The organism is Methylobacterium sp. Leaf88 (assembly GCF_001422795.1).
Taxonomy (GTDB): domain Bacteria; phylum Pseudomonadota; class Alphaproteobacteria; order Rhizobiales; family Beijerinckiaceae; genus Methylobacterium.
The window spans coordinates 47,731-64,255 of record NZ_LMMK01000050.1 but is presented as its reverse complement, the minus strand read 5'-3'; the positions used below and the strand labels follow the sequence as shown (position 1 = coordinate 64,255).

The window sequence follows — 16,525 nt, the reverse complement described above, 5'->3', positions numbered from 1 at the left end:
CCGCCTACGGACAGAACCTCCTCAAACTCGCACAGGAAGACCAGACCGGCCGCCTCGTACGATAGCCAAGGACAGGGACGGGCTGAATGACGGCCGGCAGGGGACCTCCTGGCAAAGGACCTCGCACGGCCCGAGGCGGTCGGCTATAATTGCGGATATGGAGACTCAATACATGATGTTCCCGAAGATGCTAAGAACGTCCAAGGTCGGGTTGGGTCGCTCGAGCGGGCAAACCGGACGGCTCTTTCGGTCTGCGTTCTGGTGCCGCGCAGTGATGAGGATCGTGCTCTTCCTGTCGATGCCATCGATAGTCCAAGGGGTTGCCAATGCTGAAGGGCGGCGCCCTTTGGGCGGCAGCTCTCCCTGTATCGCCGGAGATCCCGTGCGGGCAGGCTGTCAATCGAGCCCGATCTACAATGCCCCGCCAGGGGCACCAAATCTCATTCAACAGGCACCTGATACCTCGGCGCGCCGCACGTTCGGAACCTCTCAGCGTCCGAGGATCGAGACTCGCGAAGGTGTACCTCAACGATAGGAGGCTTGGAGCGCACAATCGTCGTGTGGGACTGACTTCCGAGGCGACGTCCGCCAGCACCTGCCTCTGCAATGATGAATCGGGCACCAGACGACGAAGCCGGGCGTCCTCGTGCTCCGGACCTTTCATCTTTCTGTCCTGATCGACCTTCGGACCGCCAGACTTCCTGCGCCAGCGGTCGAAGCTTCGCTCGGAGATGTCCGCCTCGTTGAACACGCGACGGCGACGCTCTTGCCTTGCGCCGTCTGAACCTCGATCTGGCGCAGCATCAGCAAGGCCTGCTCCGAGCGCGGCCTATGTCCTCGCTTCATTCCCGATTCCTCTGGTCCTGGCCGATCCTCTCCATCAGCCCGGTCCAAAGCCAGCCGAGCTGCGATGTGTTCCAAGTGTTTTCTTCATCAGTCTTGCGTTGGCGTGTGCGACGTCTATGTTTTTCTCAAAAATGCGATCGTTTGATGGAGCATCTTCGAAGGCTGCGGTCCCAACGCCATGATTGCGACGCAAAATTCGCTATCTTCGACTGCGCCGATGGGTAGCATAGGATTTGCCCTCGACAACTGTATGGTGCGGTGCGGTGCGAGATCAGGTATCAGCAAGCTTCGCAGGAGGGCGGATGTCGATGCGGTGGGCGTTGAAGGCAGCCAATTTCCGAGCCGCTTTGGCCGGACCAATTATTGCCATTGGAACCTTGGGCGGGACATCTACAGCGTTCGCCGACTATCGAATCGCCGCTGGAGATGTCCTCGAACTTAATGTCTATGGCATCAGCCTTCAGCGACGCGAGACCGTGGATCCCGACGGCAACATCTCGATGCCTCTCATCGGTCAGACTCACGCCGAGGGACTGACCCTCGTTGAGCTCCTTGACCGACTTCGTTCTCTGATTTCCGCTAAATCCTACAATCAGCGTCTGCCCGATGGGCGCGAGGCCGTGACCGTAATCGCGCCGGACGAAGTGTCGATCTCAATAGTCGAATACAGGCCGGTCTATCTGAAAGGTGATGTGGCTCAACCGAGCGAGCAGGCGTTTCGCCCAGGAATGACAGTTCGCCAAGCTGTGGCCCGTTCCGGCGGGTACGACATCGTGCGATCCAGAATTGAAAGCTCACCGCTGTCGTCCCTCGACTCGCTCGACGAGTATCGAAAACTTTGGCTGGACCGCGTGCGTCTGGGTGGTCGCATCGACTTTTATCGCGATGCTCTTGGGCGACCGAGAGAAGCGGAGCCGATACCAGTCGGCCGCAATCCGCTCGTTGAAGCTGTTGAGAAAGGAATTCGCAAGAGCGAGATCGACCGGCTCGCTGCCAAGCAGGCAGGTTATCGAGAGGTCTACAAAGGATTTGAGAAGAATATTGCGAATGCCATCGAGCGCATGCGTGTGTTGGAAAATCAGATCAAATCGGAGGAAGACGGGAGCAAGAGCGATGCGGAGGATGCTGAGCGTATCGCAGAGCTCTATCGGCGCGGTTCCGTTCCCTTGACGCGCGTTTCCGATGCTCGGCGCCTAGCCTTGCTCTCTGCATCCCGCATGCTGCAGGTCTCGGCAAACATCGAAGTCGCGAAGAAGGAACGTGTAACAGCCGAGACCGATCTTCAGCGTACCAAGAACGACCATCTGGCCGAGATGATGACCGATCTCTCGGACACAAGTTCGGACCTGAGAAAGACGAATTCCCGGATTGATGCCGTCTGGGATAAGATCAGCTACATCACGGCGCTACGCTCCCAGCTTGCTGGCGGCGGCGGCTCGCCGCAGAGCATCACGATTTTCCGCAAGGTCGGAGCTTCCACGTTCCCACAGCGTGCCAACGAAGATACACCTCTCGAGCCCGGCGATGTGATCGAGGTCCGGCTTCAAGTTGATTCGGCAAAACTGTTCAGCGGCCCGTCTACCGCCTCGAATTGAACGCGAGGCGGGCCTCTTGATCGCGCAGAGTGACCAGCCAAGGGCTGGTCGCGACCAAGCGGAAATCGGCGTGTTGCTCGCGGTCGATGTTAATGGTCCGCGTCGGCAGCGTACGGCCGATCGAACGCCTGGCGACGAAGCGGTTCTCCCTTTCACGTGAAGCCCGTCCGTACGATTCACCACAAATGTACACCCAGCCTTATGAATTGCATGCTCTAACCCAATCTCCTCGGTGGATGACTTGATTGGGACGCAAGCCATGGCGCAAATCTGGCTGACCTATGATGAAATGGCCTCCGTCTTCGGTGTCACCAGCGAAGATGCTCGAAGCGGCGCAATCGCGAACGGCTGGGTGCGTATGAAGGATAGGTCCGGTACGAAATACGTCCGGTTGTCGCCGAGTCTTGCTGACGAATATCTTTCTCGCATCGCGAAGCATCGCCAGTTTGTCTCACAGGGAGCCATTCAGATCGACGCTCAAGCGAATGCGAGGTGTGCGGTCCCGGGATGAGATCATGCCTCATCGCAGGATAACGCGGCGATGAGGCGATCTTTCTGTAGCCCAGTCAAAAAATCAGTCCGCGGCTGATCGCACACGGACCTGCCATGTACCCCCAAGGTGACCACGGCCTTGGAAAATCCGTGCGGACCGATCCGAAAATTTCATGATCGAGGCCCGCGCGGAGCGAGAACGTATGGTGCCGGTTGCGGGACTTGAACTCGCGACCTACCGCTTACAAGGCGGTTGCTCTACCAGCTGAGCTAAACCGGCGTGCGTTCTTGCGCTACCAGTGCCGTTAGCCCGGCGCAAGCCCGAGTGGGGGGGGACGGTGCCGGATCGGCGGATGTCAGGCGGCGCGATCGTCGAGGCGGCGGGTATCGGCGAAGATGCGGCCGTCCGGGAAACGGTAGCGGATGGTCTCCGTCAGGCGCCCCTGCGCGCGCATGTCGATGGCCTCCGGGCGGGTGAGACGGTCCTGCGCCGCCATGGCTTCGATGGCCGTCATCGGGACGTCGCGGCCGCCGCCGAGCTGGCGCCACCACTGGACCGCCTTCTCGCGCGGGTAACCGACCTGCGCGAGGCCGACCACGATCCGGTGGTGCCGGCCATCGCGGAGGTGAAACGTGATCGCGAGGTCTTCCGCCGAACCGGAACGGGCGCGGGTGGCGAAGGTCCAGCCGGCGACGCCCTGCCAAGCCGATCCTGCGCGGACGGGCATCGGCCAGGAGAGGATCGGATGGGCGTCGTCGGCGGAGGCCTCGTGGCCCGGGTCGTCCCGCTCCGCCTCGGGCTCGACCCAGCAGGCCTCACAGGTGCTGGCGTTGAGCGCGATCAGCGCGCCGCAGCCGGGGCAGGGCTTCGCCCGGATCTCGCCCTCGCGTCCCCGGATCGCGGCGGCGCTGCGCGCGGTGACGATGTCGACCGGACCGTGCATGCGGACGAGGCCGGCATAGTCGAGGATCAGGGCGTCCGCCTTGTCCGGAGCCCGGCGCAGGGCACGACCGACCTGCTGCACGTAGAGCCCGGTGCTCTGGGTCGGGCGCAGCAGGGCGACGAGGTCGACCTGGGGCACGTTGAAGCCGGTGGCGAGGACGCCGACCGAGGTCAGGCAGCGGATCCGGCCCTCGCGGAACGCCCGGACGATGCGGTCCCGCGCCCGCCTGGGCGTCTCGCCCGAGAGGGTCTCGCAGCTGTGGCCCTCGGCCCGGATCGCGTCGCGCACCGCCGTGGCGTGGGCGACGCCGGCGCAGAAGGCGAGCCAGGCCCGGCGGCCCTGCCCGTAGCCGACCATCTCCTCCACCGCCGCGCGGGTGATCCAGTCCTGGTTGACGGCGGCCTCAAGGGCGCTCGGGATGTAGTCGCCCCTGCGCCGCGGCACCCCCGTGACGTCGAGGGTCGTGGCGGTGGCCTTGGAGATGAGCGGCGCGAGGTAGCCCTGGTGGATCAGGTCGCCGACATTCGCCTCGTAGACGATGGCTTCGAACAACCGGCCGGGGCCCGCGTCGAGGCGCCCGCTGTCGAGGCGGTAGGGCGTGGCCGTCAGGCCGACGACGCGCAGGTCGCGGCGCTCGGCGCGCAGGGCGGCCAGGAAGCGGCCGTAGCGGGTCTCGGCGTCGCGGGGGATGAGATGGGCTTCGTCCACGACCACGAGGTCGAACGCGTCGAGGTCGCGGGTCCGGTTCCAGATCGACTGGATGCCGCAGAACAGCACCTGTGCGCCGGCCTCGCGGCGACCGAGGCCGGCGGAATAGATACCCGCCGGTGCCTCCGGCCAGAGCGCCAGGAGTTCGCGGTGGTTCTGTGCGATGAGTTCGCGGCTGTGGGTGACGACGACGATGCGATGGCGGGGATCGCGATCGAGCATCTCTCGCACCAGGGCGGCGATCACCAGCGACTTGCCGGCACCGGTCGGCAGGACGATGAGGCCCGGGCCCTCCTGCCGTGCCCAGGAAGCATAGAGGGCGTCGAGGCTGGCGCGCTGATAGGGGCGGAGATCCATCGGCGGCGTTTCTAGCGCCTGCCGCCTCCGGCGTCCGTGGCCAATCTGCCGCGCGTCCGCGCCGTCGCCGTCCGACTCCCCACGGCCCCGGCACGCCCGGGGCCGTCCATCGGGCCGGTGGGCCGTTCTGGTCCAGACCGCAGAAGTCTCCGACGGTCGGATCGGCACGTGTCGGGGCTGTCGCTCGGCCCTGCACGAGTGCGGCGGCCTTCGTGTCTCCGGAGCGGCCCTTAGCGTCGGACACGGCCTGCGCCAAGCCCTTTCGGAACCCGTGCTCTCGAAGTCCGATCGCCCGTCAGGCCAGGCGGGTCCGGCCAAGACGCTCCGCCGGACCCGCCTCGTCGAGCGGAGGCCGGACTCAGGCCGCCGCCAGGGCTGCCGCCATCTTCTGCGCGAAGGCGACGGGATCCCGCGGCGTGTCGCCGTCCTGCACCCGGGCGAGGTCGAGGAGGGTCCCGGCCGCGTCGGTGATCGCCTCTTGCGCCTCGACCTTGGCGCTGAGCGCGCGGATCAGGGGATGGCGCGGATTAATCTCCAGGACCGGCATACCGCCGCCGCCCCGGCCGGCCCGGCGCAGGAGCCGCTGCATCTGCAGGTCCGGGCCATGGCCGGAGGCGGAGAGCACCACGGCGCTCTCGACCAGGCGGTCGGTGGCGCGCACGTCGGAGACGTCGGGGCCGAGCGCGTCCTTGAGTGCCGCGACCAGGGCCTCGACGGAGGCCGGGGCTTCTTCGCCCTCGGGCGTTTCGCCCGCGAACTTCGAGAGGTCGACGGCCCCTTGCGTAACCGAGCGCAGGGGCTTGTCGTCGAAGCGGGCCAGGGCCTCGGGCCAGAAGGCGTCGACGTGGTCGGAGAGCAGCAGCACCTCGATGCCGCGGGCGCGGAAACCCTCGAGCTGGGGCGAGCGCTTCAGGGCGTCGGCATCATCGGCGACGAGATAGTAGATCGCCTCCTGACCGTCCTTCATCCGCGAAACATACTCGGGCAGGGAGGTCCAGCCCTCGACGGCGGAGGAGTGGAAGCGCAAGAGCGGCGCGATCTCGGGCCGCCGCTCGTGATCCTCGTAGATGCCCTCCTTGAGGACGGGTCCGAAATTCTCCCAGAACGGGCGGTAGCCCTCGGCGTCCTTGGCCCGGGTGGTGAGCTCGGAGAGGACGCGGCCGGTGACAGCGCGGCGGATCTTGGTGAGCACCGGGGTCGCCTGCAGCATCTCGCGGGAGACGTTGAGGGGCAGGTCCTCGGTGTCGACCACGCCCTGCACGAAGCGCAGCCAGGAGGGGAGGAGCTCCGCCTCGTCGGTGATGAACATGCGACGGACGTGCAGGCGCACCTTGCTGGCGCGCTCGCCCTCCACCGCCTGGAACGGCTTCATGCCGGGCACGAACAGCAGCGCGGAGAATTCCAGCGCCCCTTCGGCGCGCCAGTGCAGGGTCGCCCAGGGCTCGTCGAAGTTCATGCCGACATGGCGGTAGAACTCGGTGTACTGCTCCGGCGTCACCTCGGACTTCGCCTTACGCCACAGGGCCGTGCCCTGGTTGGCGTTCTCCTCCTTGCCGTCCTCGCCGCGGATCGCGATCGGCACGGTGATGTGGTCGGCCCATTTGCGCACGACGTGGTCGAGCCGGTAGCTCTCCAGGTACTCGTCGGCATCCTCCTTGAGGTGCAGGACGATGTCGGTGCCGGGCTCCGCCCGGGTGGCGGGCTCCAGGGTGTAGCTGCCCTGGCCCTCGGACGCCCAGGTCCAGGTCTCCTCGGAGCCGGCCCGGCGCGAGGTGACGGTGACCCGGTCGGCGACCATGAAGGCCGAGTAGAAGCCGACGCCGAACTGGCCGATGAGGCTCGGCTTGTCCTCGGGCCTGGCGTCGCTGAGGGTCTGGCTGAAGGCGCGGGTGCCCGAGCGGGCGATGGTGCCAAGGTTCTGGGCCAGCTCCGACTTCGTCATGCCGATGCCGGCATCGGTGATGGTCAGGGTGCGCGCCGCCTTGTCCGCCGCGATGCGGACCTTGGCGTCGGCGGGCAGCGCGGAGGCCTGATCGGTCAGCGCCTCGAAGCGGCGCCGGTCCATGGCGTCGGCGGCGTTGGCTACCAGCTCGCGCAGGAAGATCTCCCGGTCGGAATAGAGGGCATGGACCACGAGGTCCAACAGACGCCCGACCTCGGCACCGAATTCGTGCCGTTCCACGGTGTCGCTCAAGGGACCGCCTCCTGATGTCGAAGAAAGGATGAAGCGAGCGCGATATGCCGTCGCGCCCCGGCGAATTCAATGGCGGCCAAGGTCCGGAAGGGTCTGGGCGGGGAGGGGATAGGTCGGACGCGGACCGGCATGCGCGGCGCGCAAACCCGATTTCCCGCTGCCGGCGCGCAACCTTCGCGGGTCTCGGGCGTAGCCGTGCCTTCACGACACATGACGTCCCTTCCCCTCACGACAGCGAGACGGCCCGAGATGGAACCGATGAAGCCGATGAAGCCGATGAAGCCCATGGAACCCATGAAGCCCATGGAGCCGATGAAGGGATCCGACCCGTGGTGGCCGCAGGAACTGGGGCAGCCCTCCACCAGCGGCGGCCAGAACGACATGCGCTACGCGTTCTTTCCCGACAAGCACCGCCTGCTGATCGAGCGGGACGGCAAGCGGACGACCTATGACAGCGGCGATCACCGGATCAGCGGCGTCTCGCAGTCGAACGGACGCTCGCCGACCTTCACGAGCCAGAACGGCGACGTCTCCGTGGACGACCTCAAGGTCGTCGACTGATCCCGGACCGTCGCCGGGGTTCGGTCGCCGGGCGCGGGTCCTGGCGGCCGCGCCGAGCGGGGCGCCGTCAGGCCACCGCCCGGGCAGCGTCGCTGTTCCCGCGCGACCAGCGCTCGATCGCCCTGGGGACTTCGGAGGCCGGACTCGGCTTGGCGAAGAAGTAGCCCTGGCCCTCGTCGCAGCCCTCGCTGCGCAGGCGATCGAACTGCGCCTCCGTCTCGATCCCCTCGGCGGTGGTGCGCATCCCAAGGCTGAGACCGAGGCCGATCACGGCCCGGACGATGAGGCCGGAATCGGTCTTGTTGGTGATGTCGCGGACGAAGGACTGGTCGATCTTGATCTTGTCGAAGGGGAAACTTCGCAGGTAGCTCAAGGACGAGTAGCCGGTGCCGAAATCGTCCATGGCGATCCGCACGCCCAGGCGGCGCAGGGCATAGAGGGTCGCCAGGGTCGCGAGGTTGTCCTTGAGGAGCACCGATTCGGTGATCTCCAGTTCGAGCCGCCCCGGCGGCAGCCGGCTCTGCGCTAGGGCCTGGCGCACCGCCTCGACGATGACCTCGTCGCGGAACTGCACCGCCGAGACGTTGACGGCGACCTTGATGCCGTCGGGCCAGCGCATCGCCTCGGTGCAGGCGGTGGTGAGGCACCAGGCGCCCAGCGGCACGATGAGGCCGATCTCCTCGGCGACCGAGATGAAATCACCCGGCGGAACGAGGCCGCGCACCGGGTGGCGCCAGCGCACCAGGGCCTCGAAGCCGCCGATGCGCCGGGCGCGGAAGTCGTAGATCGGCTGGTAGTGCAGCTCGAACTCCTCGCGCGCCAGGGCCTCGCGCAGGTCCAGTTCGAGGGCCCGGCGGGCCTGGAGGCTGACATCCATCTCCGCCTCGAAGAAGCGCCAGGTCCCGCGCCCATCCGCCTTGGCGCGGTAGAGCGCGACGTCGGCATTCTTGAGGAGCTTGTCGCAGGTGGTGCCGTCGCCGGGCGCGAAGCAGATGCCGATGCTGACGCCGACGCTCGCACGGTGGCCGTCGAGGTCGTAGGGCGCGCTGACCACCTCGACGATCCGACGGGCGAGCACGGCGGCGTCCCGGGGCTGCTCGGCCTGTGACAGGATGATCGCGAACTCGTCGCCCCCGAGGCGGGCCACGGTGTCGACCTCGCGCACGCAGGCACGCAGGCGGTCGGCGACCGCCCGCAGCAAGGCATCGCCCACCGGGTGGCCAAGCGTGTCGTTGACCTCCTTGAAGCGGTCGAGGTCGAGGCAGAGCACCGCGAACGGGCTGCCGCGTCCGAGGTGGGCGACCGCTTCCTCGATCCGCTCGCCGAACATCGCCCGGTTCGGCAGGCCCGTGAGCACGTCGTGCCGGGCCATGAAGGCGATGCGCGCATCCGCTTCGCGGCGCTCGGTGACGTCCTCGTAGGTCGCCACGAGGCCGCCCCCGCGCACCGCCTTGTGCGAGACCGCGACCACGCGCCCGTCGCCGAGGTGGAGGAAATCGGAATCGACTGCGCCGCCGCTGGCGGTCTCGGCCTGGGCCAGGGCGAAGGCATCGGGCTCGGGCTGCGGGTAGTCCCCGCGCGCGGCGCTGAGCCCCGCGACGTCGCGATAGGGCAGACCGAGGGGAAGCTGCCCGGGCTCGAGGCTGAAGATCTCGCAGTAGCGCCGGTTCACGACGGTGAGGCGGCCGTCGGCGTCGAAGAGGCAGAGGCCCTGGGACATGTTGTCGAGGGCGGTGTCAAGGCGCAGGTTGGTGGCCTGGAGGATGGCTTCCTGCTCCTTCAGGAGCGTGATGTCGCTGCAGACCGCGATGAAGCCGCCCGTGCGCGTGGCGCTCCGGCTGATCCGAAGCCAACGGCCATCGCCGAGGCGCAGCTCGCTGCGCTCGTCGGTCGTGGCAAGGAGCGCCTGGGCGAGGCTGCCCGGACCGGCTTCACCCGCCGCGAGCGCGGCGATCGTGCGGCCCGCGGGCCGGGTCCCGGCGGCGAAGCCGAGGTAGTCCTCCGCCTGGCTGTTGGTGAGGCTGATCCGCCCGGCCTCGTCGACGACCACGATCCCCTCCCGGGAGGTCTCCAGGGCATCGGCGAGGCGGTCCTCGGCGGAAATCCGCTGTGCGACCTCCTTCTCCATCGCACGGCGGATGTTGTCGCGCATGGTGCCCATGGCCGACAGAAGCGTGCCGACCTCATCGGCCCCTCCGGCCGGCATCGTGCCGCTGAGGTCGCCGCCCGCGATGCGGGTGGCGACCTGCGAAGCATCGGCGAGCGGCCCCATGATGCGGCGCGCCAGGCAGAAGGCGACGGTCCCGGAAAGCAGCACGGCGATCAGGGTGCCCAGGAGGTTGAGCCGGGTCTCACGGGCCACGATGGCGCGGGCCTGCTGCCGATAGATGAAGCCGTCGCCGGCCGTATAGTTGATGAACAGGTCGAAGTTTTCCTCCGCCACCGCCGCGTGGCGGTCGAGCTCCGCATAGGCAGCCTCGCTCCGGCCGAAATCGGTGATCCTGGCGCGGGCCTCCGTCCACGCGGACACCGCGCGCTCGGCCGCCTGCGCCGCGCGGGTCGCACGCTCGGATTGGGCGCGCTCCACGGCGATCTCGAGGTCCTCGGCGAGGAGGCGCTGCAGGCTGGCGAAGCGCTCATCGAGGCGGGTGCGGGCCGCCGGATCGGTGACCATCCAGCGCCGGGCCTCGGCCGTGCGCATCCCGGCGAAGTCGGTGGCGGCGGCCCGGGCATAATTGATGGACATCAGAGACCGGTCGAAGGTCTGGCTGACCAGTTCGTCGGCGCGGCGGATGCTCGACGCCGCCGACAACCCGAGCGCCCCCGTGATGGCGCTCATCACGAGGAACGCGATCACGATCCGTCCCCGGATCGTGCCGAGCATCGCGGCGACGGCCTCCGCGAGCCGCCGGCCGGGACGCGCCCGCGATGTCATCGGGTCTGCGGGCGATGTCATCCAGCCTTGTCCCGTCCCATCATCGCAGCAGGATGACCGAAAGACGTTAAGGCGACCTTGAGATCGGGCCGGCAGTTTATCCCCTTAACCGGACTTTCACTCAGGCGTTTTATGGTTGTGGAGGTCGAAAGGCTCTTGAGCATCGAGACTGCTCGTCGTGGTTCGGTCGCGGCTCGTTTCGATGCTGATCGTCGTTGAACGAACGGAAAACCGATGCGGCCCTCGACAATTGCTTGCCTGGCCTTCGGGCTTCTTGGTGCGATGAGTGGCGGGCTTGCGTGGGCCACCGTCGGTGCGCCCAGCCTGCACGTGTCCCAGAAGGGGCGCGCCTTTCAACCCAATGCCCTTACGGTTCCACGCGGTGCCAACGTGGAGATCGTCAACGACGACGGCGACCTGCTTCACCACGTCTACATCGATGCGCCGGACTTCACGTTCGATTCGGGAGACCTGAGGCCCGGGAGCCGGACCCAAGTCGTCTTCAACGTGGCTGGGACCTTCGCCGTCCTGTGCGGGATCCATCCGAAGATGAAGTTGACCGTACGGGTCGACGGCCGCTGACATCCGGGGCGATCGACCGTCTCCGAATCGAGCGCCGCCGGGGCTCCCGTCGCGCCTGCACGGCGCGCGAACGACCCTCAGAGCAGGGTCGACCCCTGCAGCACGGCGTGGGCGCCGTAGTAGAGGCCGAGAAAGGCCGCCAGCGCCGCCCCATAGCCCACGGGCGTGAGGGCAAGGTTACGCAGGCGATAGGGCGATGCGGCGTTGTCGGCCGCGAGGGCCACCATCGCGACGATGATCGGCGCGTGGCCGATGGCGTCGACCTTGCCGAACTCGAAGATCGCCGAGATGAAGGTGGCGGCCAGCAGGATCGCGGCGACCCGGCGGACCAGCGGGGTGCAGACCAGCGCGAAGGCCAGGGCGAATTCCACCGCGCCGGCTGCCTTCATGAAGTATTCGCCCGTGAACCCGAGCGTCATCGCCGGATGCTCGATGAAGAGCGGGAACGACCATTGCGGATAGGCCCACTTCTCGACGGAAGCCCACATCAGGGTGATGGCGGCGGTGTAGCGCACGATGTCGAGGGGACGGAGGCCGCCGGGTAGGGAGCGGCCGAGGCCGGTCAGCGCGCAGTAAGCGGCGACTCCGAGGAAGATCGGGTAGTCCGCGAGGTGGAAGGCGCCGTACTGGACCAGGGCGGTCGTGAACAGGACCACGATGCCGAGGGCCGAGAACGGCATGGTCCGCCGCCACAGGAAGCCGGCCGCGATGGCGAGCTGGAACCATGGGAGCGCGCTGCTGGTCGTCTTCAGCTCGGGCGTCAGAATGACGCCGCCGAGGGTCCAGAGCGCGACGAAGAAGCCGCCCAGAACCGCACGGAACAGGAGCTCGGTGTTCTCGCGTGCCCAGGCCGTGGTCCGGTCGAGGGATCGCGTGAGTGCTGCCCCCAGCACCGTACCTTCGAGAAGACCGCCCACCATTAGGGCGAGCACGGAGAGGCCGACCAGCTTCTCGAACTCCGAGCACAGGACCTCGCCGAGGTCACGAGGCGACCCGACCAGGTCGTAGGCGCAGAACCATTTCACGTGTGCCATCGCGGCGTCGGAGCCTGCGACCGTGAGGACAGCCGCCATCATCATGACTGCGGTGCGCGGCAGCCAACGTCTTCCGGGGTACATGGAGGGAAGCCCTATTCACGACACCGGCGCGGGGGCCTGCCGGCGCGATGAAAACTACGCGCCTTCGCCGGTTTGCGGAAGGAACTTGTTAATAGACCTTTCCAAATGGTTAACCTGTTGCTTGGCGGCATCGGCCGTGATCCGCGTCCGACCGGTCGGATGCACGGGGATCCCGTAACGCTTCGATGACGATGCTGTCGGAAAGCCTGCGCCCGGACATGGTCCGCTAACCCTCGCGGGGCTAAGCCGGGGATCGCCCCCCTCGACCCTGAAGAGCCCGATGATCGCGACCTTGAGCCTGTCGAGCCTGATGGTGGGGACCGGCCTGTCCTACGCGGCGACGCGCGCGCCGAGTCGGGCCGACGCTCTCGAACGCTGGTCCGGGCGCCTCCTCCTCGGCGGGCTCGGCCTCCTCGGGGCCGCTCTCCCGCTCTTCCGCTGACGGGACCCGACAGCGCCCCTGACGAAGGGCGATCCCTCAGTTGAGGCGGGGCGGGACCGCGAGGCTGGCCGTGCCGTCGGCGCTCAGGGTCTTCAGGAACGCGATCAGGTCGCGCTTCTCGGCGTCGGTCAGCCCCAGCGGCTTGATCGCGGGCGATCGGCTGGGCCGGTCGATCCCGCCGCGATCGTAGAGATCGATGACGTCGCGCAGGGAGGCCAGCGAACCGTCGTGCATGTAGGGGCCGCGCTCGGTGACGTCGCGCAAGGTGGGGGTCTTGAACGCGTAGCGGAGCTGAACCGAATCCGGAAAGAACGCGGCCCGTCCCACATCCGCCTCGGCGCCGACGCCGATGTCGTGGAAGGATCCGTCCGTGAAGGTCCAGCCCGAATGGCAGCCGGCGCATTGCGCCTTGCCGTTGAAGAGCGCGAACCCGGCCTTCGCACTCGGGCCGATGGCGCGGACGTCGCCCGCGACCCAGCGATCGAACGGCGCCTCGCCGGAGACGATGGAGCGCTGGAAGGTCGCCAGCGCCAGCTCGACGGTCCGCCGACTGATCGCCTCACGCGAGCCGTCCGCTGCGGCGCGTTCGGGGAACGCCGCCGCGAAGGCGCGGACGTAGCCGGGGTCCGCTCTCAGCCGTGCGAGCAAGGTCGCCTCGGGCAGGTTCATCGCGCTGGCGCTGGTGATCGGCGTGAAGGCGACGTTCTCGAGGTCGCGGAATTTGCCGTCCCAACCGAGGATCGGGATCTGGGCCACGTCGAGCAGGGTCGGCGTGCGCACTTTCATTGCCGCGCCGGTCTCGCCGATGCCGCGCGGGCGGCCGTCGCTCCACGATTGAGTCGGGACGTGGCAGCTGGCGCAGCTCATGGTGCGCTCGCCCGACAGGAGCGTATCGAAGAACAGGCGCTGGCCGAGTGCGGCCTTGGCCGGGCTGTAGGGATTGTCGGCCGGGTCGACCGCCTCGTCGACGCGCCGATAAGCCTCGCGCAGCGCCGACAGCTCGGCCTGCGTCATGCTGACATTCGCCTGTTCCGGCTCGCCGGCACCCGAGGTGCGTAATCCGAGCCCCGATGCCGCGAAGGCAATCAGGGCAACGCCGGCAAGCGCGGCGCTTACCCGTCTGCGCATCGCGATCTCCTGATCCTCTCAGCGCTAGTCCGGATCCGTTAACGAAGTCTCACGCCAAGCCTCACCCGCCCAAATGCCGCAGCACCGAACCGGTGCCGGTTGGCGCAAACATTGCTTAAGCCGCCTCAGTCAGCAATGGCTGCGAATCCCGTCAGGTGTCCTGGGATGTCGCATCGCTTCAGGACGAGAGGCTCGGAATGACGAAATACAAACTCGAGTATATATGGCTCGACGGCTACACTCCGGTGCCGAACCTTCGCGGTAAGACCCAGATCAAGGAATTCGACGCGTTCCCGACCCTTGAGCAGCTTCCGCTCTGGGGCTTCGACGGCAGCTCGACGATGCAGGCCGAAGGCGGCAGCTCCGATTGCATGTTGAAGCCCGTGCGCCACTTCCCGGATTCCACGCGCAAGAACGGCGTACTGGTGATGTGCGAAGTCATGATGCCGGATGGCGTCACCCCGCACGCCTCCAACAAGCGCGCCACCATCCTCGACGACGACGGCGCCTGGTTCGGCTTCGAGCAGGAGTACTTCTTCTACAAGGATGGCCGTCCGCTCGGCTTCCCTGCCTCCGGCTATCCGGCTCCGCAGGGGCCGTATTACTGCGGCGTCGGCTACAAGGAAGTCGGCAGCATCGCCCGCAAGATCGTCGAGCAGCACCTGGATCTCTGCCTCGATGCCGGCATCAACCACGAGGGCATCAACGCCGAGGTGGCCAAGGGCCAGTGGGAGTTCCAGATCTTCGGCAAGGGCTCCAAGAAGGCCGCCGACGAGATGTGGGTCGCCCGCTACCTGCTGCAGCGTCTGTGCGAGACCTACGAGATCGACGTCGAGTACCATTGCAAGCCGCTCGGCGCGACGGACTGGAACGGCTCGGGCATGCACGCCAACTTCTCGACCGAGCACATGCGCACGGTGGGCGGCAAGGCGTATTTCGAAGCCCTGATGGCGGCCTTCAAGGAGAACCTCGACGACCACATCGCCGTCTACGGCCCCGACAACCACATGCGCCTGACGGGCAAGCACGAGACGGCGGCGATCGACCAGTTCAGCTACGGCGTCGCCGACCGGGGCGCCTCGATCCGCGTGCCGCACAGCTTCGTGAACAACGAATACAAGGGCTACCTCGAAGATCGCCGTCCCAACAGCCAGGGGGACCCCTACCAGATCGCCTCGCAGATCCTGAAGACGATCTCCTCGGTTCCGACCGCGACGAGTCAGCAGGCGGCTGCCTAGGTTTTAGGCGTCAATTCGTCAATTTTGCTTCGAGCCTAGGCAGGGTCCGCCGCGTTCTGCGCGGCGGGCCCTTCTTTTTGCCTGTTCGGATGGCAAGTCGGTCGGAGCGAGCCGGTCCTGCCGCCTTCAAGCGCCGAAGATCGACCAGCCCAGCCGCCGGGTGAGCATCTCCAGGGCGATCCGTCCAAGATGGGAATTGCCGGAGGCGTCGAGGCCGGGCGACCAGACGGCGATCGAGGCCTTGCCCGGCGCGATCGCCAGGATGCCGCCGCCGACGCCGCTCTTCCCCGGAAGACCCACCCGATAGGCGAACTCCCCCGAGCCGTCGTAATGTCCGCAGGTGAGCATCACCGCGTTGATGCGCCGTGCCCGCTCGGGCGACACCACGGACAACCCCGTCAGGGGGTTGCGCCCCGAATGGGCGAGGAAGCGGCCCGCCTGGGCGAGCTGCCGGCAGGACATGCTGAGGGCGCAGTGGTGGAAGTAGACGCCGAGGGTGAAGTCGACCGGATTGTCGAGCACCCCGAAGGACTTCATGTAGTGGGCGAGCGCCATGTTGCGGAAGCCCGTCCGCAGCTCGGAGGCGGCCACCGCCTCGTCGATGGCGATGCTGGAATCCTGCGCCAGGAACTGCATGAAACGCAGGATCTCGCCGATGGCCTCACGGGGCTGGTGGCCGGACAGGATCAGGTCCGTGACCGCGATCGCCCCGGCATTGATGAACGGATTGCGCGGGATGCCGCGCTCGCGCTCCAGCTGGACGATGGAGTTGAAGGGGCTGCCCGAGGGTTCCCGCCCGACGCGGCGCCAGAGCCGGTCGCCGGCCATGCCGAGGGCGAGGGTCAGGGTGAAGACCTTGGAGATGCTCTGGATCGAGAAGGGTTCGTCGCTGTCGCCGCCGGCCGCGATCCGTCCCTCGGCATCGATCACCACGAGACCGAAGGCCTTGGCATCGACACCCGCCAGTTCGGGGATGTAGGTCGCCACCTCGCCCCGGTCCGGCCGCTCCCGCATCTCGTCAGCGATCTCGCGAACGACACGGTCGAGGTCGGGCACGTCGAGGCTCATGGGCGATTCCGGGGGAGGGCTGGAACGAGGGTTCGGCGACGGGCGCAAACCCCGGGCCATGCCTGTATCCGGCCCGGCCCGGGATGGCACGATGGGCTTGGACGCCCAGGCTCAACACCGTCACCGTATTGTTCAGCTTGGAGACAGGATTGTGGGACTATAGAACCATAACGGCGACGCTTCGGTAATGTATCGCATTTGTTTCTAACTGTTTCTATTTAATGCTCGTGGTCTTTCGCCTGCATTCGGCGGCTTAAGATCAGATGAATGCTTTTTTCAGAGGTCGTTAAATCGCGCAGCCGTAGCACGGCCGCCGA

At 66.9% G+C, this 16,525-nt stretch carries 12 protein-coding genes, 1 tRNA gene and 1 pseudogene; 6 read left to right on the top strand and 8 right to left on the bottom strand.

All coding sequences use genetic code 11. The annotated features are described in order from the left end of the window. Nucleotides 1-553: 553 nt before the first annotated feature. Nucleotides 554-846: pseudogene (locus ASF20_RS25115) on the bottom strand (transposase); the annotation flags it as partial. Nucleotides 847-1,148: 302 nt separating this feature from the next. Here ASF20_RS25115 and ASF20_RS23620 point away from each other — a divergent pair. Further along, nucleotides 1,149-2,441 (top strand): polysaccharide biosynthesis/export family protein, encoded by a 1,293-nt coding sequence (locus tag ASF20_RS23620; protein WP_082501460.1) that lies wholly within the window; start codon nt 1,149-1,151, stop codon nt 2,439-2,441. Nucleotides 2,442-2,700: 259 nt separating this feature from the next. Further along, nucleotides 2,701-2,952 (top strand): hypothetical protein, encoded by a 252-nt coding sequence (locus ASF20_RS24280; RefSeq protein WP_156648141.1) that lies wholly within the window; start codon nt 2,701-2,703, stop codon nt 2,950-2,952. A gap of 185 nt (nt 2,953-3,137) precedes the next feature. Here the strand turns inward: ASF20_RS24280 and ASF20_RS19655 are convergent. The 3 genes from ASF20_RS19655 to htpG form a co-directional block, all read right to left on the bottom strand. Continuing rightward, nucleotides 3,138-3,213, bottom strand: a tRNA-Thr gene (locus tag ASF20_RS19655). A 76-nt stretch (nt 3,214-3,289) separates the two neighbouring features. Further along, complete coding sequence (locus tag ASF20_RS19650; protein WP_056277156.1) at nt 3,290-4,942, bottom strand: DEAD/DEAH box helicase; 1,653 nt, start codon at nt 4,940-4,942, stop codon at nt 3,290-3,292. Nucleotides 4,943-5,300: 358 nt separating this feature from the next. Continuing rightward, a complete protein-coding gene (gene htpG / locus ASF20_RS19645) occupies nt 5,301-7,136 on the bottom strand; it encodes a molecular chaperone HtpG (RefSeq protein ID WP_056277154.1) in 1,836 nt (611 codons plus the stop codon). A gap of 249 nt (nt 7,137-7,385) precedes the next feature. On the opposite strand from htpG, the gene ASF20_RS19640 reads away from it, so the two are divergent. Further along, nucleotides 7,386-7,697 carry a hypothetical protein gene (locus ASF20_RS19640; RefSeq protein WP_244476504.1) on the top strand — a complete coding sequence of 104 codons (312 nt, stop codon included), beginning with the start codon at nt 7,386-7,388 and terminating at the stop codon, nt 7,695-7,697. A gap of 67 nt (nt 7,698-7,764) precedes the next feature. Here ASF20_RS19640 and ASF20_RS19635 read toward each other — a convergent pair whose 3' ends face one another. After that, on the bottom strand, nt 7,765-10,653 hold the full coding sequence (locus tag ASF20_RS19635; protein ID WP_056277151.1) for an EAL domain-containing protein: 2,889 nt from the start codon (nt 10,651-10,653) through the stop codon (nt 7,765-7,767). A 213-nt stretch (nt 10,654-10,866) separates the two neighbouring features. Between ASF20_RS19635 and ASF20_RS19630 the strand changes: the two genes are divergently transcribed. Beyond that, entirely contained in the window at nt 10,867-11,214 is a 348-nt protein-coding gene (locus ASF20_RS19630; protein WP_082487528.1) for a cupredoxin domain-containing protein, read from the top strand. Nucleotides 11,215-11,291: 77 nt separating this feature from the next. On the opposite strand, the gene ASF20_RS19625 is transcribed toward ASF20_RS19630, so the two are convergent. Next, a complete protein-coding gene (locus ASF20_RS19625) occupies nt 11,292-12,293 on the bottom strand; it encodes a hypothetical protein (RefSeq protein ID WP_056277148.1) in 1,002 nt (333 codons plus the stop codon). Between the two features lie 319 nt (nt 12,294-12,612). Here ASF20_RS19625 and ASF20_RS24695 point away from each other — a divergent pair, with 319 nt between their 5' ends. Then, on the top strand, nt 12,613-12,774 hold the full coding sequence (locus tag ASF20_RS24695) for a hypothetical protein (RefSeq protein WP_200927249.1): 162 nt from the start codon (nt 12,613-12,615) through the stop codon (nt 12,772-12,774). 36 nt (nt 12,775-12,810) lie between these two features. On the opposite strand, the gene ASF20_RS19620 is transcribed toward ASF20_RS24695, so the two are convergent. Next, the gene (locus ASF20_RS19620) at nt 12,811-13,902 is read right to left on the bottom strand and encodes a cytochrome c peroxidase (protein WP_056277147.1); all 1,092 of its coding nucleotides are present in this window, start codon (nt 13,900-13,902) and stop codon (nt 12,811-12,813) included. 197 nt (nt 13,903-14,099) lie between these two features. On the opposite strand from ASF20_RS19620, the gene ASF20_RS19615 reads away from it, so the two are divergent. Further along, entirely contained in the window at nt 14,100-15,140 is a 1,041-nt protein-coding gene (locus ASF20_RS19615) for a glutamine synthetase beta-grasp domain-containing protein (RefSeq protein ID WP_056216051.1), read from the top strand. 126 nt (nt 15,141-15,266) lie between these two features. On the opposite strand, the gene ASF20_RS19610 is transcribed toward ASF20_RS19615, so the two are convergent. Then, nucleotides 15,267-16,208, bottom strand: coding sequence for a glutaminase (locus ASF20_RS19610; protein WP_200927248.1), 942 nt, complete (start codon nt 16,206-16,208; stop codon nt 15,267-15,269). Between the last annotated feature and the right edge of the window lie 317 nt (nt 16,209-16,525).